Origin of the sequence: Streptomyces sp. NPDC002701, assembly GCF_042889045.1 — a bacterium.
In the GTDB taxonomy this organism is placed as follows: domain Bacteria; phylum Actinomycetota; class Actinomycetes; order Streptomycetales; family Streptomycetaceae; genus Streptomyces.
In genome coordinates this window covers 56,770-83,743 of sequence record NZ_JBIAQL010000021.1, presented here as the reverse complement: position 1 = coordinate 83,743, position 26,974 = coordinate 56,770, and the positions used below count along the sequence as shown (strand labels likewise).

The following is a 26,974-nucleotide window of genomic DNA, read 5'->3' as shown; positions in this document are numbered from 1 at the left end:
CGGCTCAGTCGTGCCCCGTGTTCGCCGGCCGTCCGGGGCGGGGGAGCAGACGTCCGATCACCGCCGGTGCGGTCGGAAACTCCGTTGCCCGGGGCGGTCCGCGGATGCTGGAGTGGCCGGATGGATCACGAAGCGGTACTGGCACTGTTCGACCGGGAGATGCGTGAGGGCGCGCAACCCTACGGACCCGACTCCGTCGTGGAGCGTGTAGGGGGCGTGGTCCGGCACGTCGGACCCGGGCAGGGGTGGAACGGAGTGCTCTGGTCGGACCTGGGGGAGTCCGACGCGGACGCGGCGATCGCCGAGCAGACGCGCTACTTCGCCGAGCTGGGCCGCGAGTTCGAGTGGAAGCTGTACGGGCACGACCGGCCGGACGACCTGGGGGAGCGTCTGCGGTCCGCCGGGTTCGTCCCCGAGCCGGCGGAGACCCTGATGATCGCGGAGGCCGGCGAGCTGGACCTCGACGCCGGGCCCCCGCCGGGCGTCGAGGTGCGGCCCGTCACCGACGCGGCCGGTGTCGACCTGGTGGTCGACGTGCACGAGCAGGCGTTCGGCACGTCGGGCGCCCGGCTCCGCCACCAGCTGCTGGGCCAACTCGCGGAGAGCCCGGACACCGTGGTCGCGGTGGTGGCCCTCGCCGGTGACGTCCCGGTCAGTTCGGCCCGGATGGAGTTCGTCCCCGGCACGCGGTTCGCGGGCCTGTGGGGCGGCGGCACCGTCGAGGCATGGCGCGGCAGGGGCATCTACCGCGCCCTGGTCGCCCACCGCGCCCGCATCGCCGCGGACCGCGGCTACCCGTATCTCCAGGTCGACGCCTCCGACCAGAGCCGGCCCATCCTCCAGCGACTCGGTTTCGTACCGCTGACCACGACCACGCCGTACGTTCGCGCGGCGCCGTAGCCGTGTGGCGGCACGCGGTGCCGGGAGCCCGGTTCGGGGAGCCTGGCTACGGGAGCCCCGCTCAGGCGTGCCGGTCGGGCCGGCTCCGGTCACAGATCGAGCTGGTACTCCACCGCCTTGTGCGTGGGCAGATAGCCGAGCGCGTCGTTGACGGCCCGCATGTGTGTGTTGCTGTCGGCCGTGTCGGTCAGCAGCCCGCTCAGCTCCGGGTGGCGTTCGCGGGCGCGGCGGACGGCCCTGGCCTTCATCCACAGGCCGAGCCCGTGGCCCCGGTGCTCGGGCAGCACACCGGTCCCGTAGTGCTGTCCGTCGCCCCGGCCGTCGCCGGGCACGACCAGTTCGGAGAAGCCGACGACCGACCCGTCCGCCGTGTCCAGCGCGGCGACGGTGTGCAGCAGTTCACCGCGCCCGGCGACGGCGTCCGCGGCCGAGAGGACGCGGTCCACGTCCCAGACGACCGTGCCGTAGTCGGTGCCGTCCATCGGCATGTCGTCCATGGCCCGCCGCGACGCGGCGAAGCTCCGGGCCAGTTCGGGCGGCACCCTGCCCTCCCACTCGGTCAACCGGTAGCCCTCGTGCGGCTGTCGGACGAGGGCGTCGATCCGGTCCGGGTCGGCGTCGGCGAGCGGCAGTCTGGCGTAGGTCAGCGCGAGGACTCGGCGGAATCCGCGGGCCGCCAGGAAGTGGTCGCCGGGCGCGCCGTCCACCGCCTGCGCGAGGAGCGAGCGGCGCCCCTCCCCGCGGGCCGCCGCGACGGCCGCCTCCAGCAGACGGGTGCCGACACCCCGCCGCCGTTCGCAACGGTGTACGGCGATGTCGAGCTCGGCGAGATGCTCCTGCCCGTCCTTGCTGAACAGCCGCAGAAAGGCCGACCCGGCAGGTGCCCCCTCGTCGTCGGACGCGAGCCAGGCCAGCCGGGTGCTGGACACGGCGGGCTCGGGGTCGGTGAGCGCGGTGATGCGGTACGACAAGACGTCTCCGTCACGATCGGGCGGGAACTGCGGGAACTGCGGGAAGCGCGGGAAGCGCGGGAAGCGCGCAGACGCTAGCCGTGACGGAGAACGCCCTGCAACACCTTTTGTCCGGCGCCCGAACCGCCGACGCCGCCATCCGCTCAGGGGGTGCCGGTCAGACTCCACGTCAGCAGCGCGATCTCCCGTCCCCGCGACGTCCGCAGCACGGGCTCGTCGTCGGTGAGCGTGAACCCCGCGGCCCGGGCGACGGCGGCACTGGCCGCGTTGGCCTCCTCGATGCACAGCACCACACGGCGGGCCCCCGTGTGCCGTACGGCGTGGGCGGCGAGGAGACGGACCGCCCGGGAGGCCAGGCCACGGCCGCGGTGGGCGGCGCCGACGCCGTACGCGATCTCGACGTCCCGCTCGTCGGCCTTGCTGCGGAACAGCAGCACCTCGCCCCGGGGCAGGACTCCGTCCGTGGTGATCGCGAGCTGCACCCTGCGCCCCTCCGCCCGCGCCTCCCTGGCCTCGGCCAGGTAGACGAGGGCCGCCGACGTGTCGAACGGCGAGGCCACCGGCGTCCAGCGGGCGCTCTCCGGGTCCTCGTACACGGCGATCAGCGCGTCCACATCGTCCTCGGACCATTCGCGCAGGTGAACTCCCTCTCCTACGAGCCGGAGGTACGCGGGTGCGGCGAGTGTCAGCGGACTGTCCATGGGGCGATCCTGCCCCGCGCACGGGCGCGCGGCCAAGGGCGCGTGACGCCCACTCGGACACCGTGGAGCGCCCCCGGCCGGCGCGTATCGGTGATTGACATGCAGGCATTTGCCTGCATAACGTTGAGTGTGCGATCGGATGAGGGAACAGAGGCGGAGGACGGTCCGGGGGCCACCGGGGACCCGGCGACGGACCTGGTCTTCAGGGCGCTGGCCGACGGGACGCGCAGGCGACTGCTCGACCGGCTGCACGAGCAGAGCGGGCAGACGCTGGGTGAGCTCTGCGGGCACATCGCCATGACCCGGCAGTCGGTGACCCAGCACCTGACCGTCCTGGAGGCCGCCAACCTGGTCAGCACGGTGCGGCGGGGGCGGGTGAAGCTCCACTACCTCAACCCCGTACCGCTCCACGAGATCCAGGAGCGGTGGATCGACAAGTTCGAGCGCCCGCGCCTGCGGGCGCTGAGCGCACTCAAGCGACGAGCCGAGGAAGACATGACCGACCAGCCGACCTACGTGTACGTCACCTATATCGCCGCCACGCCCGAGAAGGTCTGGGACGCGCTCACCGACGCCGACCTGACCGCCGCGTACTGGGGCCACAGCAACGTCTCCGAGGACTGGCGCCCCGGCTCCCGGTGGGAGCACCGGCGCACGGACGGCTCCGGCACCGCCGACGTGGTGGGGACCGTCGTGGAGAGCGAGCGGCCCACCCGTCTGGTGGCCACCTGGGCCGCACCGGAGGACGAGGGGAAGGCGGACAAGCACTCCAGGGTCACCTACGACATCCGGCCGCACGGCAACATCGTCCGGCTGACCGTCACCCATGAGGACCTCGCCGACGAGGTCGCGGTCAAGGAGGTCTCGCAGGGCTGGCCCGCGGTCCTGGCCAACCTGAAGTCGCTCCTGGAGACCGGCAGCCCCCTGCCGCAGGAGCCGTGGCTGGTGCCGTAGCGGTCAGGGGTGGAACGTGGCGGCGGTTCCGGGGCGTGCGCCGGCCGGCCCGCGGTGTGCGGGCCGGCCGGCGGCCCTCATCCGTGCGGACGCCCTGCTACGCCCTTGACGTGCTCTTCGCCGAAGCGGTCGCGCACAGGAAACCCAGTATCAGGGTCAGTGCGCCGATGATGATGTTGTTGAGCACGACACCCGCGTCGGGGCTGTCGCCCACGATCCACGGCGAGATGATCATCCAGGCGCCCATCGCGCACATGGCCCAGCTGAGGCCGTACATCCGCGCCGGGGTGGTGGTGAAGCCGAGAGCCAGCACGGCGATGGCGATGCCCATGATGAGGTTGTGCATCACGAGGGCGGGCTGGCTCGTCGTGTAGTGGAGGATCCACGGGGAAGCGGCGCAGTACAGACCGAGCAGGAACACCGGTCCGTCCACGAGCGCCACATCGCGACCGCCGAGCATGCGGGCGTACCGATCCCGCATCTCGGGTACGTCCGGGTGGCTTGCGATGTCACCTCTGGTGTTCGAGACGTTGGCCATGACGCGACTCCTTTTTCTCTGCGGCCCCGACCGCGTCTGTGCGGTGAGCGACAGGCGCCGCTTATGTCCATTCTGCTCTTATTTCCCCTTTATGTGTAGCGGGAGCCGCCGTCGGTCGTCAGGGAGGGGGTGCCGCGGCCGTCAGCCGCCGGCCGAGGGGCGGAGCGCGGCGGGCCGGCGCCGGGCCCTCCCGGAGCAGCCGACTGCTCCGGGAGGGGGTTCGAAGGGGCGCCACGGCGGTCCACCGCCGTCGGGCCGGCCGCTCGCCCCGTCACCGCCGGCCGGTCCCGGGCCAACTCCCGTGAGAGCGCCCCGTCGTGGCCATCCTGGGAGGGGAACGACAGAGGCGGCAAACCGCATCGATTGTGCGTCGTACAGTCGGCCCATGGACGAGACGACGGGCGGCACGGGGATGACGACCGGGGAACTGGCCCGGCGGCTGGGCGTGTCACCGACCACGCTGCGCTCGTGGGACCGCCGGTACGGCGTCGGCCCGGCGGTCCGCGCCGACGGACGGCACCGCCGCTGGACGTCCCGGGACGTGGCGGTGCTGGAGGCGATGTGCCGGCTCACCTCGGCCGGAGTGCCACCGGCCGAGGCGGCACGCGCCGCCAAGGAGGGGGCCGCCGGAGCAGGTACGGCCGTGCCCGCGGCCGTCCTCACGGCGGACGAGCGGACGCCCGCGGCCGAGTGGATGCCTGCGGACGAGCGGACCTCCGCGAGCGGCGAGCGCTCGCGGGCCGCGGGTGCCCTGCCCCTCGGCGACGCACGTCAGGAATGCCGTGGACTGGCCAGGGCGGCCGTCCGGCTCGACGCCCCCGCCCTGGACGGCCGGCTGACCTCCGCCGTCGAGCGGTACGGCCTCACGGTGGCCTGGGAGGAGGTGATGATGCCGACCCTGCACGCCGTCGGGCGCAGATGGGCATCGTCCGGCGACCGCTATGTCGAGGTCGAGCACCTGCTGTCCTGGCACGTGTCCACCGCGCTGCGCCGGGTCACGCCGCTGTGCCGGGCGGGCCTGTCGGACACCGCGCCGGGGCCCGTGGTCCTGGCGTGCGTCCCCGGCGAGCAGCACACCCTGCCGCTGGAGGCACTGAACGCCGGACTCGCCCAACAGGGCCTGCCCACCCGGATGTTCGGCGCGGCGGTGCCGGCCGAGGCGCTCACCGCCGCGGTGCGCCGCCTGGGACCCGCGGCCGTTTTCCTGTGGGCGCAGGTCCGCTCCACGGCGAGCTTCTCCCTGGCCCGGCACGTCGCCGCCACGCAGTGGGGAGTGAAGGGCGCCCGCAGGCAGCCGATGGTCGTCCTGGGCGGCCCCGGGTGGGCAGGACGGTCGGCGCAGGGCATGCCGAGGCCACCGAGCCTGCGTGAGGCACTGTCCGTCCTCACACTCACTCACGGCTGCGGGCGTGCCTGAAGCGTGCCAGGCCGTCGGCCAGGTCGACGATGGGCCGCGGATAGTCGTAGGTGGCGCGTTCGGCCTCCCGCAGTTTCCACGGCTCGTGCACGGAAGGACCTTCCAGCCCCCGGAGTTCGGGAACCCAGCGCCGTACGTACGCGCCCTGCGGGTCGTACCGCTTGGCCTGCAGGACCGGGTTGAGGACCCGGTTGGGCCGGGAGTCGGTGCCCGTTCCCGCCACCCACTGCCAGTTGAGCTGGTTGTTGGCGATGTCGCCGTCGACCAGCAGGTCCAGGAAGTGGCGGGCTCCCACCCGCCAGTCGACGTACAGCGTCTTGGCCAGGAAGCTCGCGGTCAGCAGGCGGCCCCGGTTGTGCATCCACCCCTCGTGCCGCAGCTGCCGCATGGCCGCGTCGACGAGGGGATAGCCGGTCCGGCCCGCCTTCCATGCCTCGATGTCCCGCGCGGCGGCGTCCGGCGACCGCCACCGGTCGTCGCGGGTGCGGTAGTCCCGGGTGGAGACGGCGGGCCGCGCGGCCAGAAGCTGGTAGTTGAAGTCCCGCCACGCGACCTGCCGTACGAAGGCGTCCGCGCTCGGTCCGCCCGCCTTCCGCGCCCGGTGCACCAACTCGACGGGGGACACCGTGCCGAAGTGCAGGTGCGGGGAGAGGCGCGAGGTCCTGTCCCCCGCCAGATCGTCGTGGCCGTTCTCGTACGCGCCGATCCCGGAGCGGAGCCAGGCCGCGAGCCGCTTCCTGCCCTCCCGCTCCCCGCCCGCGGCGAGCCCTTCGGACAGGCCGGACAGCTCCGCGCGCGAGAGGAGCCGGTCCGAACCGATGTTCTCCGGCACGCGCACGGTGCGGGGCGGGCCCAGCACCCGACGCTGCGGACGGCGCTCCCACTGCCGGAAGTACGGGCTGAAGACGGCGAAGTGGTCGGAGGAGGCCGGCGTGATCGCGCCCGGTGACAGCGCGGTGACCACCTCGTCGTGGACGTGCAGCCGGCGTCCGTCGGACTCCAGTGCGGTCCGCAGCCGCTCCTCGCGCCGGTGGGCGTGCGCGCTGACGTCGCCCGCCATGTGCACCTCGTCGGCATCCGCCTCGCCGACCACCTTGCACACCTCGTCGACGAGGTCGCCCGAGCGGTACACGAGCCGGCCCCCGCGCTCGCGCAGGCCCCCGTCCAGGTCCCGCAGACAGTCGGCGAGGAACGCCAGCCGGTTGGGAGCGGCGAAGCCGGCCTCGTCGACGGCCCGGTCACGCACGAACAGGGGCACCACCGTGCGCGAGCCGTCGAGCGCCGCGCGCAACGGCGGGTGGTCGTGCAGGCGCAGGTCGGAGGTGAACAGGACGACCGAGACGTTCATGACGGAACTCCGCAACTCCGGGACGGGACGGGGGGAGGGAAGGGAGAGAGGGAGAGAGGGAGAGAGGGAGAGAGGGAGAGAAAGGGGGAAAGGGGGAGGGGGGATCTCAGCCGGCGGGCGTGCGGAGGGGCGCGTCCGCAGCGTGGTCCGCCCGGGCGGCGGCGCGCGCGATGTTGCGGGCCATGCCGCCGAACACGATCGCGTGGAACGGTGACACGCCCCACCAGTAGGCGTGGCCGAGCAGTCCGTGCGGATGGAAGAGGGCCCGCTGGCGGTACCGGACGCGGCCGTCGTCGTCCGTGTCGGCCCACATCTCCAGCCAGGCCAGTCCCGGCAGCCGCATCTCGGCGCGCAGCCGCAGCAGCCGGCCCGGTTGCAGTTCCTCGACGCGCCAGAAGTCGAGCGAGTCGCCCACCCGCAGGCGTGTGGCGTCACGGCGGCCCCGGCGCAGTCCGACGCCGCCCACCAGCCGGTCCAGGAGACCGCGCGCGGCCCAGGCGGAGGGGAAGGAGTACCAGCCGTTGTCGCCGCCGATGCCCTCGATCACCCGCCACAGGGCCGCGGGCGAGGCGTCGACCGTGCGTTCGCGCCGGTCCGTGTAGAGGCTGCCGCCCGCCCAGTCGGGGTCCGTGGGCAGGGGGTCGCTGGGGGCGCCCGGCAGCGAGGCGGACGACCAGCGGGTGGTGACCCGGGCGTCCCGGACGCGTTGCAGGGCGAGGCGCACCGACTCGTCGAAGGGGATCGGCCTGCCCGGCGGGTCGGGCACGTACCGGGCGATGTCGTGCTCGTGGCAGACGACCTCGTGGCGCAGCGACTCGGTCAGCGGGCGCGCGATGGACCGCGGCACGGGAGTGACCAGGCCGACCCAGTGACTGGAGACCCTCGGGGTCAGCACGGGTACGGGCAGGATCAGCCGCTTGGGGAGACCCGCCACGGCCGCGTACCTCTCCATCATCTGACGGTACGTCAGAATCTCCGGGCCGCCGATGTCGAAGGCCCTGTTGACGCCGTCCGGCATCCGCGCGCTGCCCACGAGCGTACGCAGCACGTCCCGTACCGCGATCGGCTGGATCCGCGTGTGGACCCAGCTGGGGGTGACCATCACCGGCAGCCGCTCGGTGAGGTACCGCAGCATCTCGAAGGAGGCCGAACCCGAACCGATGATGACCGCCGCCCGCAGCACGGTGGCCGGGACGCCGCAGTCCAGCAGGATGCGGCCGACCTCTGCGCGGGAGCGCAGATGCGGCGACAGCTCACGGCCGGGCACCCCGGCGGGCGTCAGCCCGCCCAGATAGACGATCCGGCGTACGCCCGCCGCGCGGGCCCGCTCCCCGAAGATCCGCGCCGCTCGGCGGTCGGTCTCCTCGAAGCCCTTGCCCGTGCCCAGGGCGTGCACCAGGTAGTAGGCGACGTCGATGTCCCGCATCGCCGCGGCGACCGAGTCGGCGTCGGTGACGTCACCGCGGACCACCTCGACGTCGGCCGCCCACGGATGGTCCCGGAGCGCGCCGGGGGAGCGGGCCATGCAACGCACGCGGTGGCCCTCGGCGAGGAGTTCCGGGACCAGACGGCCCCCGATGTACCCCGTCGCACCCGTCACCAGGCAGCGCAGCCCGGCTCCGGCGTCGTCACCGCTCATGTGTCCCGGCCCTCCTGTTCGGTCCTGTCCGGCCGCCCGGCCCGTACGCGTCCTGCGTGTGAGCCCTTCCCCGACGGCGCCCCGGGCGGATGCGGGGCGTGGGCCATACGGGTCGGCCGGGGCAGGACCGCGTCGGCGTCAGGTGCGGGACACCCGTACATGCACCGGCCGATCGCGGGCAGACGGTTCCACGGAGAGTCGTTGGTGGACACGGGAGGTCAGCCGTCATGAGTGCCAAGGTGCTGGAGCAGTTTCCCGCCGGAGCCCCGCGAGGGTCGTGGCCCGCGGAGGAGTACGCGGCGCGACGCCGCGCCGAGGGCGAGCCGGCGGCGGTCGTGATGGATCTGGAGTCGGACGCGTTCCTCGTGGTCGTTCCCGCGCGCGAGGACGACTGACGCCCCAGGCGCCGGGTGGGGCGGCCGTGCGGTGCCGCCGGGACGGGCGGACCGGGGTCGCCTCGGGCGCCCCGGTCGTCCGTCGTTCCGCTGAGTGCCGAGTGCCGGGGCCCGGCGTGGGCCGGGCCGTGCGGGTCCCCCTGTCCCGCCCCCGAAAATCGCTGTACGCGGCCGTCCCCCGGGTGATGACCTTGGGTGAGCCGCCCGGCTCGCACGAGGCGGCGGGGCGGTGAGGGAGAGGGGGAAAGCCGTGACCACCAGGAACATCCTGCTGTCCGGCATCGTCGGCTCGACCGCGTACGGCCTGGCCCGGCCGGGCTCGGACGTGGACCGGCTCGGCATGTTCGCCGCCCCCACCGAGGACCTCCACGGCCTGCACGGGCCGAAGGAGTCCCACGTGACCACGGGACCCGACAGGACGCTGCACGAGGCGGCCAAGTGGTGCAGGCTGGCCCTGCGCGGCAACCCGACCGTGGTCGAACTGGTGTGGCTGCCCGACGAGTTGTACGAGGTCCGCACCCCGCTCGGCGACGAGCTGATCGGTATCCGGACGACCCTGCTCTGCGCGAAGCGGGTGCGCGACGCCTACCTCGGCTACGCCACCCAGCAGTTCAAGCGGCTCTACGACCGTCGAGCCGCCTCCACGGACTCCGCGGATCCCGCGGACACCCGCAGGCGCACCGCCAAGCACGCCCGGCACCTGAAACGTCTGTGCCACCAGGGCTTCGAGCTGTACGCCACCGGCAGCCTGAGTGTCCGCGTCGAGGACCCGGACGAGTACCACCGCTTCGGCGAGCAGGTGGCGGCCGACGCGATGGCCGCGCTGCCCCTGCTGCAGCACTACGAGGCGGCCTTCGACGGGACCCGCAGCGCCCTGCCGGACCGGCCCGACGAGGCCCCGGTCGAGGCGTGGCTGCGCAAGGTCCGCGCCCACCACTACACGCCCGTTCCCGTCGGGCCCGCCGTGCGAAGCCGCTGAGCCGAAGTGGCCTGTCCGCGAGCCGGGTTGACTGGTCTACACCCTTGACTGGTCCAGACCAAGGTGGTGGAGTGTGCCTCCACACCCCCCACCACGGCCGCCCGTGCGCCGCGGCCGGTGCCCCCGGCAGCGCGTACAAGGTCAGCTCCGCGCTGCCCCCGTACGGGCGCGACCGTGCTCCGTGAAGGAGTTGGTCCCTGTGTCGAGACGCCGTCTCTCCGCGTTCGTGGCCGCGATCGTCCTCGGAACCGCCGCGCCGGTGCTCCTGCCGGCGTCGGGCGCGTCCGCCGCGGCCTGTTCGAGCTACCCGAGCTGGGTGGCGGGCAAGTCCTACGTGACCGGGAACATCGTCCGGTACACCGACGGCAAGGCGTACATAGCCGAGCACGACAACCCGGGCTACGACCCCACGATCAGCACCTGGTACTGGGAGCCGTACGCCTGTGACAACGGACCCACCAACCCCTCCGGGTTCGTCGTCAGCGAGGCCCAGTTCAACCAGATGTTCCCGAACCGCAACGGCTTCTACACCTACAGCGGTCTGAAGGCGGCGATGAGTGCCTACCCGGCCTTCGCCAACACGGGCAGCGACACGGTGAAGAGGCAGGAGGCCGCGGCCTTCCTCGCCAACGTCAGCCACGAGACCGGCGGGCTGGTCCACATCGTGGAACAGAACACCGCCAACTACCCGCACTACTGCGACTGGGGCCAGCCCTACGGCTGCCCGGCCGGCCAGGCCGCGTACTACGGCCGCGGGCCGATCCAGCTCAGCTGGAACTTCAACTACAAGGCCGCGGGCGACGCCCTCGGCATCGATCTCCTGAACAACCCCTGGCTGGTGCAGAACGACGCCGCGGTGGCCTGGAAGACGGGCCTGTGGTACTGGAACACGCAGTCCGGTCCCGGCTCCATGACCGGTCACAACGCCATGGTCAACGGCGCGGGTTTCGGCCACACGATCCGCTCCATCAACGGTTCGCTGGAGTGCGACGGCAAGAACCCGGCCCAGGTGCAGAGCCGGGTGAACAACTACCAGCGGTTCACGCAGATCCTCGGCACGACCCCGGGCAACAACCTGTACTGCTGACGTCCTGACGCACATGGTTCCGCGGCCGGTGGTGAACCGGCCGCGGAACCGTCGCGTCGCCCGTGCGTCACGCGGCGGCGCGCCGCCCGTCTCCGGACGTTCAGCGCGTGACCGTGTGCCGGGCGTTGGGCACGCAGTGGGTCATGGTCAGCCCGGCGACGTCCCGGGACGGGTTCTCGCCCAGGTTCTCGAGCCGCTTGCGGTCCTCCTCGGTCAGGTCCTGACTGGCCAGCGGCTTGAGGTGGGCCACGTCCTTGGGCGCGATGCCCAGTCCGTCCCCCACCTTCAGGCCCAGCTCGTTCTCGACCAGCAGGAAGTGCCAGACCATCCGCTCCTGCACCGGCCGGTCGCACTGGGACAGCAGGTCGACGAAGTTCTTGACCAGGTCCTCCTGCTCCCACTGCTCCATCAGCTGGTAGCGCTGGCCGGCCTGCAGGTAGTCGTTGGTGCGGGGGATGCGCTTGCGGGTGAGCCGGCCGTGGATCTCCGGGCCCTGCTCGTCGTGCGTGGGGTACTCGCCCTCGCGCAGACCACCGGTGATCGACGGCTCGTAGTTGACGATGGGGTTCTCGCCCGCCGTGTCCTGGTGGTACGCCATCTGGCCGTCGCGCTGGTTCGTGCGGACCTTCGCGTTCTTGGCCTGGTTCACCGGGAGCTGGAGGTAGTTCGGGCCGACCCGGTAGCGCTGCGTGTCGCTGTAGGAGAAGGTCCGGCCGACGAGCATCTTGTCGTCGGAGAAGTCCAGGCCGTCCACCAGGACACCGGTGCCGAACGAGATCTGCTCGTTCTCCGCGAAGTAGTTGTCCGGCATCCGGTCGAGCACCATCCTGCCGACCGGCTTCGGCGGGAAGTCCTGCTCGGGCCAGGTCTTCGTGTCGTCCAGCGGGTCGAAGTCCAGCTCGGGGTGGTCGTGGTCCTCCATGATCTGGACCAGCAGCTCCCACTCCGGGTACTCGCCGCGCTCCACCGCCTCGTAGAGGTCCTTGGTGGCGTGGCCGAGGCCCTGCGCCTGGACGTTCGCCGCGTCCTCCTCCGTCATGCTGCGCACGCCCTGCTTGGGCATCCAGTGGTACTTGACCAGGACGGTGCCGCCCTCCTGGTTGACCCATTTGTACGTGTTGACGCCGAAGCCCTGCATATGGCGGTAGTCGGACGGGATGCCGCGCGGGCTGAAGAGGTTCACCAGCATGTGCATGGACTCGGGCGTCTGCGACATGAAGTCGAAGATGCGGCGCGGCTGCTGCTCGAAGGTGACCGGGTCGGGCTTGAGCGCGTGGATCACGTCCGGGAACTTGATCGCGTCCCGGATGAAGAACACGCCCAGGTTGTTGCCGACCATGTCCCAGTTGCCGTCCTCGGTGTAGAACTTCACCGCGAAACCGCGCGGGTCGCGCGCCGCCTCGGAGGAGTCCCGGCCGCCGATCACCGTGGAGAAGCGGACGGCGAGGTCGGTGCGCTTGCCGCGCTCCGCGAAGAGCTTGGCGCGGGTGTAGCGGCTGATCGGCTCGTCGCCCCAGCTTCCGTACGCCTCGAAGTGGCCGTACGCGGTCACCCCGCGGGCGTGCACGACACGCTCCGGGATGCGCTCACGGTCGAAGTGGCTGATCTTCTCGAGGAACTGGTAGTTCTCCAGCGTCGCGGGGCCGCGGGCGCCGACGGTGCGCTGGTTCTGGTTGTCGTAGACCGGGTGCCCCTGCCGGTTGGTGAGTACCTCCCGGTCGTCGTCCGGGGCGGGGCCGGTGCTCGATACGTCCGTCACGATCGTTCACTCCTCTGGGTCGTACGAGAATTTCTAGCAAGCTATGCCCTTATTTCACCGCATATGTCCCACACTCGCGGAATGACGGCCTGGACGGCCCATGTGCCGTACCGACGTGCCCCCGCGGTCGGCCGAGGGGGTCCCACGAGGTGGTGCCGTCGATGCCCCGAGCAGGGCTTTGGAACGCCACTGCGTGACCATGCGGCCACGGGTGTCCCCGGGGGCCGACATCACACCTGCGAACACGGTGATCGCCGTCAGCGGGATTCGCGCCGCCGCACAGGGGTACCCCCCGACCTTCCGCGGTGATCCAGACGATCCGAGGGATCCGAGCGATCCGAGTGATCGGGTGACCGAAGAGAACAGGAAGGTGACCGATGCCGGAGAAGAACACGACCGAGGTACAGAACGTCTTCGTGATAGGTCTCGACGACGCCAACCTGCCGACGCTGAACGCGGCGGCGCAGGCCAGGTCGCTGCGCTACCACCGCCTGTTGACCATCGAGGAGCTGCAGGGCGGCGAGGTGTCCGTCCCGGTACTCCTCGACAGGGCCAGGGCCGAACTGGACGCCTTCGACGGAAGCATCGACGCGATCGTCGGCTACTGGGACTTCCCGGTGAGCACCCTCGTGCCGATCCTCGCCGAGCGCTACGGAACCCGCAGCACCGGCCTGGAGTCGGTGGTCAAGTGCGAGCACAAGTACTGGAGCCGGCTGGAACAGCAGAAGGTCACCGACAGGCATCCGCGGTTCGGCCGGGTCGACCTGGACTCCGACGACCCGCAGCCGCCGGAGAACGTGTCGTTCCCGATGTGGCTCAAGCCGGCGCTCTCGTACTCCTCCGAACTGGCCTTCGGCGTCAAGGACATGGACGAGTTCCGTGACGCGGTCCGTCAGATACGCGAGGGGATCTCCCGGGTCGGCCGGCCCTTCGAGTACATCCTCGACCAGCTCGAACTGCCGCCGGAGATGGAAGGGGTCGGCGCCCAGGTCTGCCTCGCCGAAGAGGCGATGACGGGCCTGCAGGTCGCCGTCGAGGGATACGTCCACCGGGGCGAGGTGACCGTCTACGGCGTGCTGGACTCCATCAACTACCCCGGCACGTCCAGCTTCCAGCGTCACCAGTACCCCTCGGCGCTCCCGCCGTCCGTGATCGCCCAGCTGCACGACGTCACCCGGCGCGTCATGCGCCAGATCGGCTTCGAGTCGGCCACCTTCAGCGTGGAGTACTTCTACGACCCGAAGACACAGCAGATCAACCTGCTGGAGATCAACCCCCGGCACTCCCAGTCCCACGCCGAGCTGTTCGAGTACGTCGACGGTGTGCCCAACCACCACGCGATGCTCGGACTCGCGCTCGGCGACGACCCGGGCATGCCGCAGCGCAAGGGCCCGTACGCGATGGCCGCGAAGTGGTACTACCGCTGGTTCACCGACGGGGTCGTGCGCGACGTGCCCTCGCCCGACGACCTGGCCCGCATCGAGCGCGAGGCCGACGGGGTGCGGGTGGACGTCACCACCGAGGAGGGGCAGGTCCTCTCCGACCTGTCCCAGCAGGACAGCTACAGCTACGAACTGGCACACATCTTCACCGGCGGAAACAGTGAGGAGGACCTGCGCGCGAAGTACGACCACTGCGTGGCCGCACTGGGACTCACCTTCGACGAGAGCCCCCGCTGACGACCACGCACGACGAAGGAGCAAGTCCACCACATGCGTCACGTGAGCAACCTGCCGTACGCGACCAAGGAAGAGGAGGACGTCCGTATCCCGATGCCCGACGGCATCCGGCTGTCGGCGCGCGTCTGGCGCCCCACCTCCTCGGACGACGAACCCGTGCCCGCGGTGCTGGAGTACATCCCCTACCGCAAACGCGACCTCACCTCGGTACGCGACTCCATGCACCACCCCTACATCGCCGGGCACGGCTACGCCTGTGTGCGCGTCGACCTGCGCGGCACCGGCGACTCGGAAGGGGTGCTGGCCGACGAGTACCTGGAACAGGAGCAGGCCGACGCGGAGGCGGTCCTCGCCTGGCTGGCGGACCAGCCCTGGTGCGACGGCGCCACCGGGATGATGGGCCTGTCCTGGGGAGCCTTCGCCGCCCTCCAGGTGGCGGCGAGGCGGCCGCCGAGCCTGCGCGCCATCGTCATCGCGTCCTTCACCGACGACCGGCACGCCGACGACATGCACTACATGGGCGGCGCCATGCTGTCGGACAACCTCGCCGAGGCGGGCACCATGTTCGCCTACGCCACCCTTCCGCCCGACCCGGCCGTGGTCGGCGACCGCTGGCGCGACATGTGGCACGAACGCCTGGAGAACACCGGCCCCTGGGTCCTGCCCTGGCTGCGCCACCAGCGCCGTGACGACTACTGGCGGCACGCCTCCGTCTCCGAGGACTACTCGGCCGTGCAGTGCCCCGTCCTCGCGTCCAGCGGCTGGGCGGACGGCTACTCCAACGCCGTGACCCGGCTGCTCGGCCACCTGGACGTGCCCCGCAAGGGACTGATCGGCCCCTGGTCGCACAAGTTCCCGCACCTGGGAGAGCCCGGGCCCGCCATCGGCTACCTCCAGGAAGTCGTGCGGTGGTGGGACCACTGGCTCAAGGGCGCCGACAACGGCGTCATGGACGGCCCCATGCTGCGCACCTGGATGCAGGACAGCGTGCCCCCGTCCACCTCGTACGAGGAGCGGCCGGGCCGCTGGGTCGCGGAACCCACCTGGCCGTCCCCGCACATCCGTCCCGTCACGCACCCGCTGACCCGGCACCGCATCGGCACCCCGGCCGAGGACCCCGCCGCGGCCGGCGAGGGGACCGGCGCCGAGGTCGGGCCGGCCGGCGCGGACACCGCGATGACCGTGCGATCGCCCCTGTCCGTCGGCCAGTTCGCGGGCAAGTGGGCCTCCTACAACGCGCCCCCGGACCTGCCCTACGACCAGCGCGAGGAGGACGGCGGCTCCCTCGTCTTCGAGACCGAGCCGCTGACGGAACGCCTGGAGATCCTCGGCTCGCCGACCGTGGAACTCGATCTGTCGGCCGACCGGCCGGTCGCGATGGTGGCCGCGCGCCTGTCCGACGTGAGTCCCGACGGCTCCGCCACCCGCGTCACCTACGGCCTGCTCAACATCACCCGGCGGGAGAGCGCCGAACACCCCGAGCCCCTGGAGCCGGGCACGCGCTACCGCGCGACCGTCCAGCTCAACGGAGTGGCGCAGGCGTTCCCGCCCGGGCACCGGGTCCGCCTCTCCCTGTCCACGTCGTACTGGCCGCTGGCCTGGCCGCCCCCGGAGCCGGCGCTGCTGAGCGTGTACGAGGGGTCCAGCACCCTCACGCTCCCCGTACGCCCGACGGACGCACCGGACGAGATCGCCGCGGACCCCTTCGAGGAGCCCGAGGGCACGCCCCCGGTGGGCACGACCCGGCTCACCGCGCCCGACGCACGGTGGGAGGTCAAGCGCGACATGGTCGACTACCGCGCCGAGCTGGAGATCGTGAAGGACCAGGGGCTCGTCCACTTCGACGAGATCGGCCTCGACGTCGGCCGCCGCGCCTACGAGCGCTACACCTCCGTCGCCGACGACTTCACCTCGGTCACCGGGGAGTCGGCCTGGACCATGCGGTTCCGGCGCGACGACTGGGACGTCCGCGTGGAGACGAGCACCCGGCTGAGCTGCGACGAGCGGGACTTCTTCGTGGACGCCACCCTGGACGGCTACGAGGGCGGGCGCCGGGTCTTCTCCCGCACCTGGAACGAGAAGGTGCCCCGGGACCTTCTGTAGACCGTCCCCGGGCCCTGCCGCGGAAGGGGACGGCAGGGCCCGGGGGCATCCCGGTACGGGACGCGTTGAACGCGGCTGCCCGGGAACCCGCCGAGAAGAGCGGAACACCACGACACACCACGCCCGAGCGAGGAGCCGCACACCATGACCGTTTCCGAGGACAGCCGTCGCAGGACCGGGGCCGCCGACGAGGTGCCGGGTGACTTCGAGGAGCGGGGGGTGCGGCAGCCGTGAGCACCCTCACCGGTCTGGAACGAGCGCTGGAACGGTTCGGCGGATCGCTGCTCGCGCAGTTCCGCCAGAAGGAGCCCGTCGAACTGGTCGAGGCCCTGCGCAAGGAGTGCGACGACCACATCGTCGTGTGCAGCGAGAGCCGGACCGTCGTGCCCAACGCCTACGACGTCGAACTGGCCGAGTTCGCCCACGAGGAACTCGAGCGCAACGGGCAGCGGATCGACCAGGTGCTCACCGACAGCCTCCTGCGCCACGGCGAGACCATGGGCTACGAATGGGCCGGCCCGCTCACCGTGCACGTCACCAAGTCCCGCGACGTGCCCAACGGCCGTTACCGGGTGTCGAGCCATGTCATGAAGCACGTACGGGCCGCCGCGTTCCAGCACTGACCGAGCGGCGCGGCCGACCTCGGCCACGGTCCGGCACGGCCGGGCTGTGGCCGCTCATGCGGAGGGCGGACGTTTGAGGACGGCCGCGGTGATCTCCGCGAGGGTCCGCCCGGAGCTGAACGCCTCCGCCCGCATCGTCGCGAGAGCGCCGGCGATGCTCATACCGGAGCGGGCGGCGACGACCCCGACGGCCAGATGGGTCGAGGACCAGTGGGCCCGTACGACGTCCACCGGCTGCCACTGGGGGAACGCGCAGTCGTCGAAGAGCGCGGTGCGCGCGGGGAGAAGAGCCCGCACCACGGCGTCGGCGACCTGGGCGCACGCCCGCAGCGTGGGGCCGTCGAGGGCGTCCTCGCCGCGCGTGTACAGCTCCATACAGCCCAGTGTCTGATCGGCGACCCGCAGGGGGAACGCGTGGACCGCCCCCACCTCGGGAAGCTCCGCGACGACGGTCGCCCCGAAGAACGGCCAACGGGTGACGTGCTGCCGCAGCCCGCCGCCCACCACCGCGACACCTTCCGAAGCGGCGCTGATACAGGGGCCTTCGGCCACGGTGAACTGGATCTCCTCCAGCCGCAGGGCCGTGGCGTCGGACGCGCACAGGAGCTGCCGGGACGGCGTGTCGGTGAACAGGGACAGCGCCGCCCCGTCGACGGCCAGGACGTCACGGACCGAGAGACAGAGCATGCGGGGCAGTTCGCCGGGTGCGGCGCGCGCGGCGGCGTCCGCGACCGTCTGTGCGGCCGAGAGTCGCCGTGCGGCCATCGCGGTCTCCGTCCTGTCCCGTCCCTGCCGTCGTCACCCCGCGGACACCGAGTACCCGGGTTCCTCCGCGCAGACCTCCGAACGGCCGTGGTGCCCGACGCGATTTCCGTCGGGCACCACGGCCGTCGCCGCCGAAGGGGCGGGTGTACGTCAGTCCTGCCGCAGAGGTGTCGGCGGCAGCTCCTCCTCCTCGGGCACGAGGTGCACCGCGGCCTCCTCGGCGCCCGCCGCTCCGCCATCGATGCCGATGTCCGAGGCGACGGCTTCCTTCGTCGTGTCCGTGTGCGCGCCCTCGTCCGGCGCCACCAGGCGGCCCGCGCGCTCGTCACCGGCCTCGGGGTCCAGTGGTTCGCCCTCGCCGCCGGGCAGGTCGCCGATGCCGTCGCCGACCGGGACCTCCTCGTCCGGGACCTCCTGGCGCAGCCGTTCGTCGAGACTCTCGCCCTCGTGCTGCTCGGCGGCCGTGACGCCGGTCTTGGTGACACCCAGCGGCTTCTCGGGCGGCGAGTAGCCCTCGTCGAGGATGTCGTCGTACGTACGTTCGTCGATGGCATCCTGGAGATCCAGCGGGGAGGCGTCCTCCTGCTCCTCGTTGGTTCCCGTGGGCTGGTAGGCGTCGTCCGCCATGCTGCTCTCGTCGTTCATGTTCAGCCTCCTGGCCCGGTGATCGTTTCGTGCTTCCCCGTAGGAGTACCGCGGTGCCCGGCATGCGGCCCGTGAAACACCACGCTCCCGGTGAGCCGCGCAACGCGCGGCCGGCGGCGGCAGACCACCAGGCGTAACCGCCCCGTCGGCGCCCGGACGGCTCGCGCTATTGACCGGTACATACCAAGCCGATTGAGTGGCCCGCGCAGACCCCCCACTTCTCCGGCCGCCGACCAGGCGCCGCCGCGCTGCCGAAGGGATCCGACAGCCATGCCGAGATACCGCCCCCTGCTCGCCCTCACCGCCGCCGCGGCGGCACTGACCACCGCCCTGGCCGCTCCCGCCCGGGCGGCGGAGGTGCCGACGGCCGGAACCTTCTACGTACAGAGCGCGGTCACCGGACTGAACGCCGCCGACAGCGGGGGAGCGGTCGTCCAGCGCAACCCCAAGGGCAACGAGGACCGCCAGCAGTGGACGCTCCGCTCCAGTGGCGCGTCGTACGTCCTGGAGAACACCGACGCGGCGGGCAGCTGCCTCGGCCGGGCGGGCGGCCAGGCGCGCACCGTGCCCTGCGCGGGCGCCGACGCCGCGTGGGAGATCAGCCCGACGGGCACCGACCGGTACCGGCTCAAGGTGCCCGGCGCCGACCAGTACCTGACCGTCGGGGCGAAGCCGTCCGGCGCCAACTACCCCGCGCAGCTGGTCGTGGGCGCGGCGGGCGACCCCGCGGCCTGGTACCTGACGCCGGTGGCCTCCCCGACCTCCCCGATGCCGTCGGCGGACCGCCGCACCCTCGACCAGGTCACGTTCCTCACCTCCCACAACGCCTACGCGAACGGCGTCGACGGCGGGTTCGCGCCGCCCTTCGTGAACCTCGTCCCGAACCAGAGCCGCGGCATCAACCAGCAACTCTCCGACGGCGTACGCGGGTTCATGCTGGACATCCACCAGACCCCGGACGGCGCGATCCTCTGCCACAACAGCTGCACCCTCGTCAGCAGGCCGGTGGCGCTGAACGTGGACATCCAGCGCATGGTCGACTTCCTGCGGCAGAACCCCAACGAGATCATCACCGTGTTCCTGGAGGACTACGTCGACCCGGGCGTCCTGCGCGATGAACTGGCCCGGGTGAACGGCCTGTCCGACGTCCTCTACCGCCCGGACCGCAGCGGCGTGCGCGCGAACGGCTGGCCGAGGATCGCGGACCTGGTCGCCGCCAACGACCGGCTGCTCCTCTTCACCGACCACAGCCGTTCCGCCGACCAGTCCGCCGGGCTCACGCGGGACAGCTTCGGCGTCATGTACCAGCGCGAGTGGACCGTGGAGAACTACTGGTCCATGGGTTCGGGCCTCGGCAGCTCCGACTGGTCCTGCTACAGCCGCTGGTACGACGCCGGCACCAACATCCCGCTCACCTCGACGGCACCGCCCTTCCGCCCGCTCTTCGTGATGAACCACTTCCGTGACGCGGCGATCGCCTCGACGGCCGGCACCGACAACACCAAACTCACCGACCGGGCCCAGCGGTTCTGCCAGCCGGCGGCCCGCAAGAAGCCCAACTTCCTCGCGGTGGACCGGTACGACCTCGGGAACCCGTTCTCGGCGGTGGCGACACTCAACACGTACACGTACTGATCGCGTGCGCGTGGTGACGTGCGTGGCTTCCCCTGGTTCTGCCGGAGGAAGCCACGCACGTGGCGCAGCCCGTGCTCAACCCAGCCTGGCGTGCAGGAAGTCGACCGTCCGCTGCCAGGCGAGGGCCGACGACTCGGGGTCGTGGGCCTCGGGGCGGCCGTCGTTGAAGAAGGCGTGGCCGGCCGGATAGACGCGGAAGTCCGGGGTGATGCCCGACTGCTCGCGGATCGTCTCGCCGAGAGTGGTGACGTAGTCGAGGGGGATGGAGGCGTCGCGCTCGCCGTAGTGGCCGAGGATCTGCGCCCTGAGGCCGGAGAAGTCGGGACCCTCGCCCGCGATGCCGCCGTAGAACGGCACGGCGGCGCTGACGCGCGGATCGGTGGCCGCCTGGTGGAGGACGAAGCCCCCTCCCATACAGAAGCCGACCGAGCCGACGGTGTCGGAGGTGACCTCCGGCATCGACAGCAGATGGTCGACGGCGCCGGACAGCAGCTCGACCCCGCGCGGCACGGGCAGCTCCTGCATCATGCGCAGCGCCTCGGAGTCCTCGTGGGCGACGTTGCCGCCGTACAGGTCGGGGGCCAGCGCCACGAAGCCCTCCTTCGCCAGGCGCTCGGTGACGTCCGCGATGTGGTCGGTCAGCCCCCACCACTCCTGGATCACGATGACGCCGGGCCCTCGTCCGGCGGGTGGCAGGGCCAGGTAACCGTGCGCGGTGCTCCCGCCGCTCGGGAAGGTGACGTTCTGCCGGGCGGGCGCCCCGGTCGACCTGGGCATCTCGGACATGGTGAGTCACTCCTGTCGCTCGATCTCGTCTCCAGCATGCAGCAGCCGGGGAACGGCCGGACGGGCGGGGCACGGCCCTGGCCGGTTGCCGCGCATCGATGCCGTATCCTCGCGTGTTACGTATAACTGCACGTTGCCTGTCCGAACCGCATACCTACCGAGAGGCTCCGATGAGACGCGTCGCCCTGGTCGCCCTCGTCGTCGACGACTACGACGACGCCATCCGCTTCTACACCCGAGCGCTCGGATTCCGGCTCGCCGAGGACACTCCGCGCCCCGACGGCTCCCGCTGGGTCGTCGTGGAGCCGGACACCGGCGGACACGGCACCGGGCTCCTGCTGGCCCGCGCCAAGGACGAGGCGCAGCGCGGCCGGGTCGGCGACCAGACCGGCGGCCGGGTCGGTTTCTTCCTGCACACCGACGACTTCGCCCGCGACCACGCCCGGATGCTCGCCGCGGGCGTGACCTTCCTGGAGGAGCCGCGGCACGAGACGTACGGCTCGGTCGCCGTCTTCCAGGACCTGTACGGCAACAGGTGGGACCTGCTGCAGCCCGCCGCTCCGGACGGGATCTAGGGCATCTCCTCCGGACCAGGTCAAACCGGCAGGGCGCCGTCCAGGGAGGGGGCCGGATCCCCTGCTCCGAGCAGGGCCATGAAGGCCCTCGCCGCCGGGCTGGTCGCCTCCGGCGGCGGAAGCATCGCGACGGTCTCGTACGGCGTCTCGACGTCGGCCTTCAGCGGGAAGGCCGGCAGGGCCGGCCGCTTCTCGGCGAAGTGACGCGGTACGACGGCGATGCCGAGGCCCTCCTCGACGAGGTCGAGGAGGCTGTGTACGTCGTTGACCTCCAGGGCGACCGTGCGGTGCACGTCCGCCGCCGCGAAGGCCGCGTCCGTGGTGCGGCGCGGCCCCCAGTCGGGGTGGAAGTCGACGAAGGACTCACCGCCCAGCTCGTACGGGGTGACCGGCCCGCCGCCCGCCAGCCGGTGCGAGGGATGGCACAGGACCGTCATCGGCTCGCGGGTCAGGGGCAGACAGCGCAGCTGTTCGGTGTCGGCGCGGGTCGTCACCGCGAACGCCAGGTCCAGCCGGCCCGCGGCGACGTCCTCCGCGAGGGCGCCCGAGCCGGCCTGCCGCAGCCGGATCTCCACGTCCGGGTGCTGCCGCCGGAATCCGGCCAGCAGCGGGGCCACGTGCACACCGGCGATGCACTGCTCGGTGCCCAGCGAGAGCGTGCCGCGCAGCACGCCCTGCACGGCGGCCACCGCGTCGTGCGCGGCACGGACCTGCGCCAGGATCCGCTCCGCCTCGGTCAGCAGGGCCCGCCCCGCCTCGGTCAGCGTGACGCGGCGGGTGGTGCGCACGAACAGCGGGGCCCGCAGCTCGCGCTCCAGCGCGCGGATGGAGGCGGACAGACCGGACTGCGACACCATCAGACGTTCCGCTGCCCGGGTGAAGTGCTGGTCCTCGGCGACCGCGACGAAGTGCTGAAGGTGGCGCAATTCCATGATTGAGAAGCGTATCCGCTGAATCCCATCCGATTCTCCTGTTGGACCGCTGTCGGCCGGGCAGGCGAGAGTGGACAGCGGTCCACTCCGTACCGACCCCTCTGGAGAACGTGTTGTACACCGCACACACCGACCGCTACGCGGACATGCCCTACCGGCGCACCGGACGCAGCGGCCTGAAGCTGCCCGCCTTCTCCCTGGGTCTGTGGCACAACTTCGGCCCCGACCGGCCGGTGGACACCCAGCGGGCGATCCTGCGGCGCGCGTTCGACCTGGGTGTCACCCACTTCGACCTGGCCAACAACTACGGGCCCCCGCCCGGCGCCGCCGAGTCGGCCCTCGGCGAGGCGCTGAAGGCGGACTTCGGCCCGTACCGCGACGAGCTGGTCATCTCCACCAAGGCGGGCTACCTCATGTGGCCGGGCCCGTACGGGGAATGGGGCTCCCGCAAGTACGTGCTGTCCTCGCTCGACCAGAGCCTGAAGCGGATGGGCCTCGATCACGTCGACATCTTCTACTCGCACCGCCCCGACCCGGAGACTCCCCTGGAGGAGACGATGGGCGCCCTGCACTCGGCCGTGCAGCAGGGCAAGGCGCTGTACGTCGGTGTCTCGAACTACTCGCCGGAGCAGACCCGTGAGGCCGCCCGCATCCTGGCCGAGCTGGGCACCCCGCTCCTCATCCACCAGCCGCGCTACTCGATGCTCGACCGGCGCCCCGAGGAGGAAGGGCTCCTGGACACGCTCGACGAGCTGAAGGTCGGCTCCATCGCGTACTCGCCGCTGGAGCAGGGCCTGCTCACCGGCCGCTACCTGGACGGGATCCCGGAGGACTCGCGGGCCGCGAGCGACAGCCCCTTCCTGAGCGCGGACAAGGTGACCGAGGAGCTCGTCGGGGACCTGCGCGCCCTGAACGACATCGCGAAGTCCCGCGGCCAGTCCCTGGCCCAGCTGGCGCTGGCCTGGGTGCTGCGCGGCGGCCGGGTCACCTCCGCGCTGATCGGAGCGAGCAGCCCGCAGCAGCTGGAGGACAGCGTGGCCGCCAAGGACAACCTGGAGTTCTCGCAGGACGAGCTCACCCGCATCGACGAGATCGTCCAGCGGCCGACGGCCTGACCCGCACGCCCCTCCGGCCGCCACCCACGGCACCCGGGCCTTCGCCCCTGAGTGCCCCGGGTCCGCGCCCCCGGATTCTCGTACGAGCCGCACGTCGGCCCGCCGGTGTCACACCGGCGGGCCGACGTGCGTGACCGACGCGCCCCGCCGCCCCGGCTGCGGGGCGCGGCGCGGCGGCGTCACCGCGTGGCGCGCTCCTCCAGCCGCACCGTCACGGTGTCCCCGGCCCCCTTGCCGATCGCCTTGCGTACGTCGGCCTTCACAGGGAGCTTGTGGGTGCCGTCGCCGAGCGCCATGAAGGCGCTCGGAAAGGGATGACCCTCGATCGTCCCGCGGACCCTGGCCAGGCCCCGGGTGCCGGAGAACGCCACCGACTCCGGCCAGACGAGATAGGTCCAGCCCCCTCTGCCGGGGCTCTGGCCGGAACGGGCCCGTCGCCCCCGGCCGAACCGGCGCCACGAATATGCCAGGAGACTGGCTGGAAAGGCATGGTGACACTGTGTCAGGAGTGGCGATACTCGAAAGTTAGGTCCATCCACCAGGAACAGCGCCAGTGCACGGCAGCACGAGCCGCGGGAGAAAGGCCGGCAGGCAGCGAGCACACGTACTGGGGGAGTGATCGTGCACGACGAATTCCTGTGCCACGTCACCGCGTACGGAGTCTGTGGCGGAATGTGGGTCGGTGTACCGCTCGGCACGTACCGGGCGCCCACCCTGGCCCTGGCCATGTGGTGGCTGCGGGACCGGGCGTCCTGGATCGCCGAGCGCCTCGATCCGAACCCCGACGCCCCGTACTTCCCGCCGAACTCGATGGCGCCCGTCGCGGGCACGTCGCCCGATGTGCCCGTCGTGCTGCGCAACTGGTGCGGCGACATCGCACAACAGGAGCGCGCGGCCGAGGAGTTGGCCGCCGGCCACCTGCTGCGCGTCGCCACCAGCGACGAGACCACCGAGTACGAACTGCTCGCGGAGTCGGTCGACGCCCTGCGGATGCGGCGCACCCTGCCCTACCTGTCCGTCCCGGCCGCCTGATCCGGCACAACAGGCGTGCATCGGGACGAATGGCTAGAATTCAGGCATGGGAGAGCGGTCCGCGGCGCCCGAACTCGTCCTGGAGACGGAGACGGGCTCCACGCTGATCACCCCGGCCCACGCCTACCACGTCGGCCGGGACCCGCTCTGCGACATCGTCATCGAGGACGCCCGGGTCTCCTGGCACCACGCCGTCCTGCGGCCCGGCACCGACCACTGGACGCTGTGGGACGAGAACAGCACGAACGGCACGTACGCCGACGGCCGCCGCGTCCACGAGTGGGACGTCGGAGCCGGCAGCGTCATCCGCTTCGGCGCCCCCACGGACGGCCCGTGCGCCGTCCTCACCGACCGGCCCCCGCCCGCCCCCGAGCGGCCCTCGGCCGTCTCCGTGCCCGCCGCGACCGGCACCTTCCGGCAGCCCACCAGCGTGCGCCCGCTGCCCGCCCGCACGATCCGTATCGGCCGCGGCGGCGACAACGACCTCGTCGTCGACGACCTGAGCGTCTCCCGGCGGCACGCGCTGCTGCGCGCACTGCCGGACGGGACGTACGAGATCGTCGACCTGGGCAGCCACAACGGCACGTTCCTCAACGGACAGCCCGTCGAGCGGGCGCGCGTCGACGGGGGCGACATCGTCGGCATCGGCCACTCCGCGTTCTGCCTGGTCGGCGACCAGCTCCAGGAGTACGTCGACTCCGGAGAGGTCTCGCTCGACGTGCAGGACCTGTCGGTCGCCGTCGACCGGGGCCGCAAGACACTCCTGGACCGCGTCTCCTTCCCCGTCGGGGAGAAGTGCCTGCTGGCCGTCGTCGGGCCCAGCGGCGCGGGCAAGTCCACCCTGCTCAACGCCCTGACCGGACAGCGCCCCGCCGACCGCGGCACGGTCCTGTACGACGGCCGCGACCTGTACCGGGACTACGCCGAACTGCGCCACCGCATCGGCCTCGTACCGCAGGACGACATCCTGCACGCCCAGCTCACCGTGCGCCGCGCCCTCACGTACGCCGCGGAACTGCGCTTCCCGCAGGACACCGCGAAGACCGAACGCAGGGCCCGCGTCGACGAGGTCATCCGCGAACTGGGCCTCGCACAGCGCGCCGGGCAGCCCATCCACAGCCTCTCGGGCGGCCAGCGCAAACGCGTCAGCGTCGCCCTCGAACTGCTCACCAAGCCCTCGCTGCTCTTCCTCGACGAGCCGACCTCCGGCCTCGATCCCGGCATGGACCGCTCCGTGATGCACATGCTGCGCGGACTGGCGGACGACGGGCGGACCGTCGTCGTCGTCACGCACAGCGTGCTCAGCCTCGACGTCTGCGACCGGCTGCTGGTGCTGGCCCCCGGCGGCAAGGTCGCCTACTACGGGCCACCGGACGAGACACTCGCCTTCTTCGGCCACGAGGAGTGGCCGGAGGCGTTCGAGGCGTTCGAACGGGACCAGGACCGGGACTGGGCCGGCGACTACCGCGCGTCGCTCCAGCACCGCCGCTACATCGTCGACTCCAGCGCCCAGCCGCGCCTGCCCCGGACGGACGCCGACCCCGCGCCCGGCACGGTCGCCCGGCCGCCCAAGGCGCAGAGCTGGGGCTCGCAACTGGGCACGCTCGTGCGCCGGTACGCGGCGGCGCTCAGCGCCGACCGGACCTTCCTCGCCATCATGATCGCCCTGCCCTTCGTGATGGGAGCGATGGCCCGGGCCCTGGCGGGCAGCAGGCTCACGCAGGAGACGGCGATGAACGCGCTCCTCATCCTCTGCGTCGGCGGCGTCCTGACGGGCGCGGCCAACGCCGTACGCGAACTGGTCAAGGAACGGGTCATCTACCAGCGCGAACGAGCCGTCGGCCTGTCCAGATCGGCGTACCTGATGTCCAAGGTCGTCGTCCTCGGCACGGTCACCGTGCTCCAGGCCGTCGTCCTGACCCTGGTGGCGCTGCTCGGCGTCGACCTGAACGCGCCAGGCGGCGAGGGAGTCGTCATGCCGCCCCTCGCGGAGATCACGGTCGCCGTCGCCCTGCTCGCCTTCACCGCGATGATGCTCGGCCTCCTCGTCTCCGCGCTGGTGCGCAAGGAGGAGGTCACCATGCCCCTGCTCGTGCTCCTCGCCATCGTCCAGGTGGTGTTCTGCGGGGCGCTGCTGAAACTCGACGGCGTCCCCGGCATCGAACAGCTGTCGTGGCTGGTGCCGTCGCGGTGGGCGCTCGGCGCGATGGCGGGCACCGTCGGACTGGCCCGGCTCGTCCCGGGCGACCTGACGGCCGACCCGCTGTTCCGGCACTCGGCGGGCGTCTGGCTGCTCAACATGGGCATGCTCGTCGTCCTGTCGGCCGTCTTCGGGTACGCGGTGGCCCGGCTGCTGCGCCGGCACGAACCCGAAGTCATGCGCAAGTAGGAAGCAG

At 71.8% G+C, this 26,974-nt stretch carries 25 protein-coding genes; 14 read left to right on the top strand and 11 right to left on the bottom strand.

Translation table 11 applies throughout. The annotated features are described in order from the left end of the window. Positions 1-120: 120 nt before the first annotated feature. On the top strand, positions 121-900 hold the full coding sequence (locus ACFYXC_RS34595; protein ID WP_389556248.1) for a GNAT family N-acetyltransferase: 780 nt from the start codon (positions 121-123) through the stop codon (positions 898-900). A gap of 89 nt (positions 901-989) precedes the next feature. Here ACFYXC_RS34595 and ACFYXC_RS34590 read toward each other — a convergent pair whose 3' ends face one another. Both ACFYXC_RS34590 and ACFYXC_RS34585 read right to left on the bottom strand, forming a co-directional pair. Beyond that, positions 990-1,871: a GNAT family N-acetyltransferase gene (locus ACFYXC_RS34590; protein ID WP_389556246.1), complete on the bottom strand. Its 882-nt coding sequence runs from the start codon at positions 1,869-1,871 to the stop codon at positions 990-992. Positions 1,872-2,014: 143 nt separating this feature from the next. Continuing rightward, complete coding sequence (locus ACFYXC_RS34585; protein WP_388910547.1) at positions 2,015-2,572, bottom strand: GNAT family N-acetyltransferase; 558 nt, start codon at positions 2,570-2,572, stop codon at positions 2,015-2,017. Between the two features lie 195 nt (positions 2,573-2,767). Here ACFYXC_RS34585 and ACFYXC_RS34580 point away from each other — a divergent pair, with 195 nt between their 5' ends. Next, the gene (locus tag ACFYXC_RS34580; protein WP_389556285.1) at positions 2,768-3,526 is read left to right on the top strand and encodes an ArsR/SmtB family transcription factor; all 759 of its coding nucleotides are present in this window, start codon (positions 2,768-2,770) and stop codon (positions 3,524-3,526) included. Between the two features lie 97 nt (positions 3,527-3,623). Here the strand turns inward: ACFYXC_RS34580 and ACFYXC_RS34575 are convergent, their stop codons facing one another. Further along, on the bottom strand, positions 3,624-4,064 hold the full coding sequence (locus tag ACFYXC_RS34575) for an SPW repeat protein (RefSeq protein WP_388910550.1): 441 nt from the start codon (positions 4,062-4,064) through the stop codon (positions 3,624-3,626). 385 nt (positions 4,065-4,449) lie between these two features. Here ACFYXC_RS34575 and ACFYXC_RS34570 point away from each other — a divergent pair, with 385 nt between their 5' ends. Further along, positions 4,450-5,481 carry a MerR family transcriptional regulator gene (locus ACFYXC_RS34570; RefSeq protein WP_389556244.1) on the top strand — a complete coding sequence of 344 codons (1,032 nt, stop codon included), beginning with the start codon at positions 4,450-4,452 and terminating at the stop codon, positions 5,479-5,481. Here ACFYXC_RS34570 and ACFYXC_RS34565 read toward each other — a convergent pair. After that, entirely contained in the window at positions 5,456-6,829 is a 1,374-nt protein-coding gene (locus ACFYXC_RS34565; RefSeq protein WP_389556242.1) for a cryptochrome/photolyase family protein, read from the bottom strand. The two genes, ACFYXC_RS34570 and ACFYXC_RS34565, sit on opposite strands and share 26 nt — an antisense overlap. Positions 6,830-6,935: 106 nt before the next feature. After that, a complete protein-coding gene (locus ACFYXC_RS34560) occupies positions 6,936-8,468 on the bottom strand; it encodes an SDR family oxidoreductase (RefSeq protein WP_389556240.1) in 1,533 nt (510 codons plus the stop codon). 227 nt (positions 8,469-8,695) lie between these two features. On the opposite strand from ACFYXC_RS34560, the gene ACFYXC_RS34555 reads away from it, so the two are divergent. The 3 genes from ACFYXC_RS34555 to ACFYXC_RS34545 all read left to right on the top strand — a co-directional run bounded on the left by ACFYXC_RS34555 (position 8,696) and on the right by ACFYXC_RS34545 (position 10,929). Then, positions 8,696-8,863, top strand: a complete 168-nt coding sequence (locus ACFYXC_RS34555) for a hypothetical protein (protein ID WP_388910563.1) — start codon at positions 8,696-8,698, stop codon at positions 8,861-8,863. A 250-nt stretch (positions 8,864-9,113) separates the two neighbouring features. Then, positions 9,114-9,842: a DNA polymerase beta superfamily protein gene (locus ACFYXC_RS34550; protein WP_389556239.1), complete on the top strand. Its 729-nt coding sequence runs from the start codon at positions 9,114-9,116 to the stop codon at positions 9,840-9,842. Positions 9,843-10,041: 199 nt separating this feature from the next. Continuing rightward, positions 10,042-10,929, top strand: coding sequence for a glycoside hydrolase family 19 protein (locus ACFYXC_RS34545; protein ID WP_388910569.1), 888 nt, complete (start codon positions 10,042-10,044; stop codon positions 10,927-10,929). A gap of 100 nt (positions 10,930-11,029) precedes the next feature. Here ACFYXC_RS34545 and ACFYXC_RS34540 read toward each other — a convergent pair whose 3' ends face one another. Then, complete coding sequence (locus ACFYXC_RS34540; RefSeq protein WP_389556237.1) at positions 11,030-12,688, bottom strand: catalase; 1,659 nt, start codon at positions 12,686-12,688, stop codon at positions 11,030-11,032. A gap of 377 nt (positions 12,689-13,065) precedes the next feature. Here ACFYXC_RS34540 and ACFYXC_RS34535 point away from each other — a divergent pair, with 377 nt between their 5' ends. From ACFYXC_RS34535 to ACFYXC_RS34525, 3 genes are all read left to right on the top strand, one after another. After that, entirely contained in the window at positions 13,066-14,367 is a 1,302-nt protein-coding gene (locus ACFYXC_RS34535) for an acetyl-CoA carboxylase biotin carboxylase subunit family protein (protein WP_389556236.1), read from the top strand. 33 nt (positions 14,368-14,400) lie between these two features. Next, positions 14,401-16,470 (top strand): CocE/NonD family hydrolase, encoded by a 2,070-nt coding sequence (locus ACFYXC_RS34530; protein WP_389556234.1) that lies wholly within the window; start codon positions 14,401-14,403, stop codon positions 16,468-16,470. A 230-nt stretch (positions 16,471-16,700) separates the two neighbouring features. Beyond that, positions 16,701-17,093, top strand: coding sequence for a DUF3662 domain-containing protein (locus ACFYXC_RS34525; RefSeq protein ID WP_389556232.1), 393 nt, complete (start codon positions 16,701-16,703; stop codon positions 17,091-17,093). 54 nt (positions 17,094-17,147) lie between these two features. Here ACFYXC_RS34525 and ACFYXC_RS34520 read toward each other — a convergent pair whose 3' ends face one another. After that, positions 17,148-17,858, bottom strand: coding sequence for a GAF domain-containing protein (locus ACFYXC_RS34520; RefSeq protein WP_389556230.1), 711 nt, complete (start codon positions 17,856-17,858; stop codon positions 17,148-17,150). 150 nt (positions 17,859-18,008) lie between these two features. Next, a complete protein-coding gene (locus ACFYXC_RS34515; RefSeq protein ID WP_389556228.1) occupies positions 18,009-18,503 on the bottom strand; it encodes a DUF5709 domain-containing protein in 495 nt (164 codons plus the stop codon). 270 nt (positions 18,504-18,773) lie between these two features. Here ACFYXC_RS34515 and ACFYXC_RS34510 point away from each other — a divergent pair, with 270 nt between their 5' ends. After that, positions 18,774-20,138: an RICIN domain-containing protein gene (locus tag ACFYXC_RS34510; protein ID WP_389556226.1), complete on the top strand. Its 1,365-nt coding sequence runs from the start codon at positions 18,774-18,776 to the stop codon at positions 20,136-20,138. 75 nt (positions 20,139-20,213) lie between these two features. Here the strand turns inward: ACFYXC_RS34510 and ACFYXC_RS34505 are convergent, their stop codons facing one another. Continuing rightward, positions 20,214-20,924 carry a dienelactone hydrolase family protein gene (locus ACFYXC_RS34505; RefSeq protein WP_388910593.1) on the bottom strand — a complete coding sequence of 237 codons (711 nt, stop codon included), beginning with the start codon at positions 20,922-20,924 and terminating at the stop codon, positions 20,214-20,216. Between the two features lie 170 nt (positions 20,925-21,094). On the opposite strand from ACFYXC_RS34505, the gene ACFYXC_RS34500 reads away from it, so the two are divergent. Beyond that, the gene (locus ACFYXC_RS34500; RefSeq protein ID WP_389556224.1) at positions 21,095-21,499 is read left to right on the top strand and encodes a VOC family protein; all 405 of its coding nucleotides are present in this window, start codon (positions 21,095-21,097) and stop codon (positions 21,497-21,499) included. A 20-nt stretch (positions 21,500-21,519) separates the two neighbouring features. On the opposite strand, the gene ACFYXC_RS34495 is transcribed toward ACFYXC_RS34500, so the two are convergent. Further along, positions 21,520-22,431 (bottom strand): LysR family transcriptional regulator, encoded by a 912-nt coding sequence (locus ACFYXC_RS34495; RefSeq protein ID WP_389556222.1) that lies wholly within the window; start codon positions 22,429-22,431, stop codon positions 21,520-21,522. Positions 22,432-22,544: 113 nt separating this feature from the next. Between ACFYXC_RS34495 and mgrA the strand changes: the two genes are divergently transcribed. Beyond that, positions 22,545-23,546, top strand: coding sequence for an L-glyceraldehyde 3-phosphate reductase (gene mgrA, locus ACFYXC_RS34490; RefSeq protein ID WP_389556221.1), 1,002 nt, complete (start codon positions 22,545-22,547; stop codon positions 23,544-23,546). Between the two features lie 179 nt (positions 23,547-23,725). Here the strand turns inward: mgrA and ACFYXC_RS34485 are convergent, their stop codons facing one another. Then, entirely contained in the window at positions 23,726-24,016 is a 291-nt protein-coding gene (locus ACFYXC_RS34485; RefSeq protein WP_389556284.1) for a DUF1905 domain-containing protein, read from the bottom strand. Between the two features lie 151 nt (positions 24,017-24,167). On the opposite strand from ACFYXC_RS34485, the gene ACFYXC_RS34480 reads away from it, so the two are divergent. Together ACFYXC_RS34480 and ACFYXC_RS34475 are read left to right on the top strand one after the other, a co-directional pair. Further along, entirely contained in the window at positions 24,168-24,578 is a 411-nt protein-coding gene (locus ACFYXC_RS34480; protein WP_389556219.1) for a hypothetical protein, read from the top strand. Between the two features lie 46 nt (positions 24,579-24,624). Then, on the top strand, positions 24,625-26,967 hold the full coding sequence (locus tag ACFYXC_RS34475) for an FHA domain-containing protein (RefSeq protein WP_389556217.1): 2,343 nt from the start codon (positions 24,625-24,627) through the stop codon (positions 26,965-26,967). Positions 26,968-26,974 lie beyond the last annotated feature (7 nt).

Bases quoted from the DNA above. Each gene is read 5' to 3' on its own strand.
- ACFYXC_RS34495 (WP_389556222.1), bottom strand. From the start codon at position 22,431: ATGGAATTGCGCCACCTTCAGCACTTCGTCGCGGTCGCCGAGGACCAG.
- ACFYXC_RS34560 (WP_389556240.1), bottom strand. From the start codon at position 8,468: ATGAGCGGTGACGACGCCGGAGCCGGGCTGCGCTGCCTGGTGACGGGT.
- ACFYXC_RS34565 (WP_389556242.1), bottom strand. From the start codon at position 6,829: ATGAACGTCTCGGTCGTCCTGTTCACCTCCGACCTGCGCCTGCACGAC.
- ACFYXC_RS34575 (WP_388910550.1), bottom strand. From the start codon at position 4,064: ATGGCCAACGTCTCGAACACCAGAGGTGACATCGCAAGCCACCCGGAC.
- ACFYXC_RS34570 (WP_389556244.1), top strand. From the start codon at position 4,450: ATGGACGAGACGACGGGCGGCACGGGGATGACGACCGGGGAACTGGCC.
- ACFYXC_RS34500 (WP_389556224.1), top strand. From the start codon at position 21,095: ATGAGACGCGTCGCCCTGGTCGCCCTCGTCGTCGACGACTACGACGAC.
- ACFYXC_RS34585 (WP_388910547.1), bottom strand. From the start codon at position 2,572: ATGGACAGTCCGCTGACACTCGCCGCACCCGCGTACCTCCGGCTCGTA.
- ACFYXC_RS34530 (WP_389556234.1), top strand. From the start codon at position 14,401: ATGCGTCACGTGAGCAACCTGCCGTACGCGACCAAGGAAGAGGAGGAC.
- ACFYXC_RS34475 (WP_389556217.1), top strand. From the start codon at position 24,625: ATGGGAGAGCGGTCCGCGGCGCCCGAACTCGTCCTGGAGACGGAGACG.
- ACFYXC_RS34510 (WP_389556226.1), top strand. From the start codon at position 18,774: ATGCCGAGATACCGCCCCCTGCTCGCCCTCACCGCCGCCGCGGCGGCA.
- ACFYXC_RS34595 (WP_389556248.1), top strand. From the start codon at position 121: ATGGATCACGAAGCGGTACTGGCACTGTTCGACCGGGAGATGCGTGAG.
- ACFYXC_RS34535 (WP_389556236.1), top strand. From the start codon at position 13,066: ATGCCGGAGAAGAACACGACCGAGGTACAGAACGTCTTCGTGATAGGT.
- ACFYXC_RS34520 (WP_389556230.1), bottom strand. From the start codon at position 17,858: ATGGCCGCACGGCGACTCTCGGCCGCACAGACGGTCGCGGACGCCGCC.
- ACFYXC_RS34555 (WP_388910563.1), top strand. From the start codon at position 8,696: ATGAGTGCCAAGGTGCTGGAGCAGTTTCCCGCCGGAGCCCCGCGAGGG.
- ACFYXC_RS34515 (WP_389556228.1), bottom strand. From the start codon at position 18,503: ATGAACGACGAGAGCAGCATGGCGGACGACGCCTACCAGCCCACGGGA.
- ACFYXC_RS34505 (WP_388910593.1), bottom strand. From the start codon at position 20,924: ATGTCCGAGATGCCCAGGTCGACCGGGGCGCCCGCCCGGCAGAACGTC.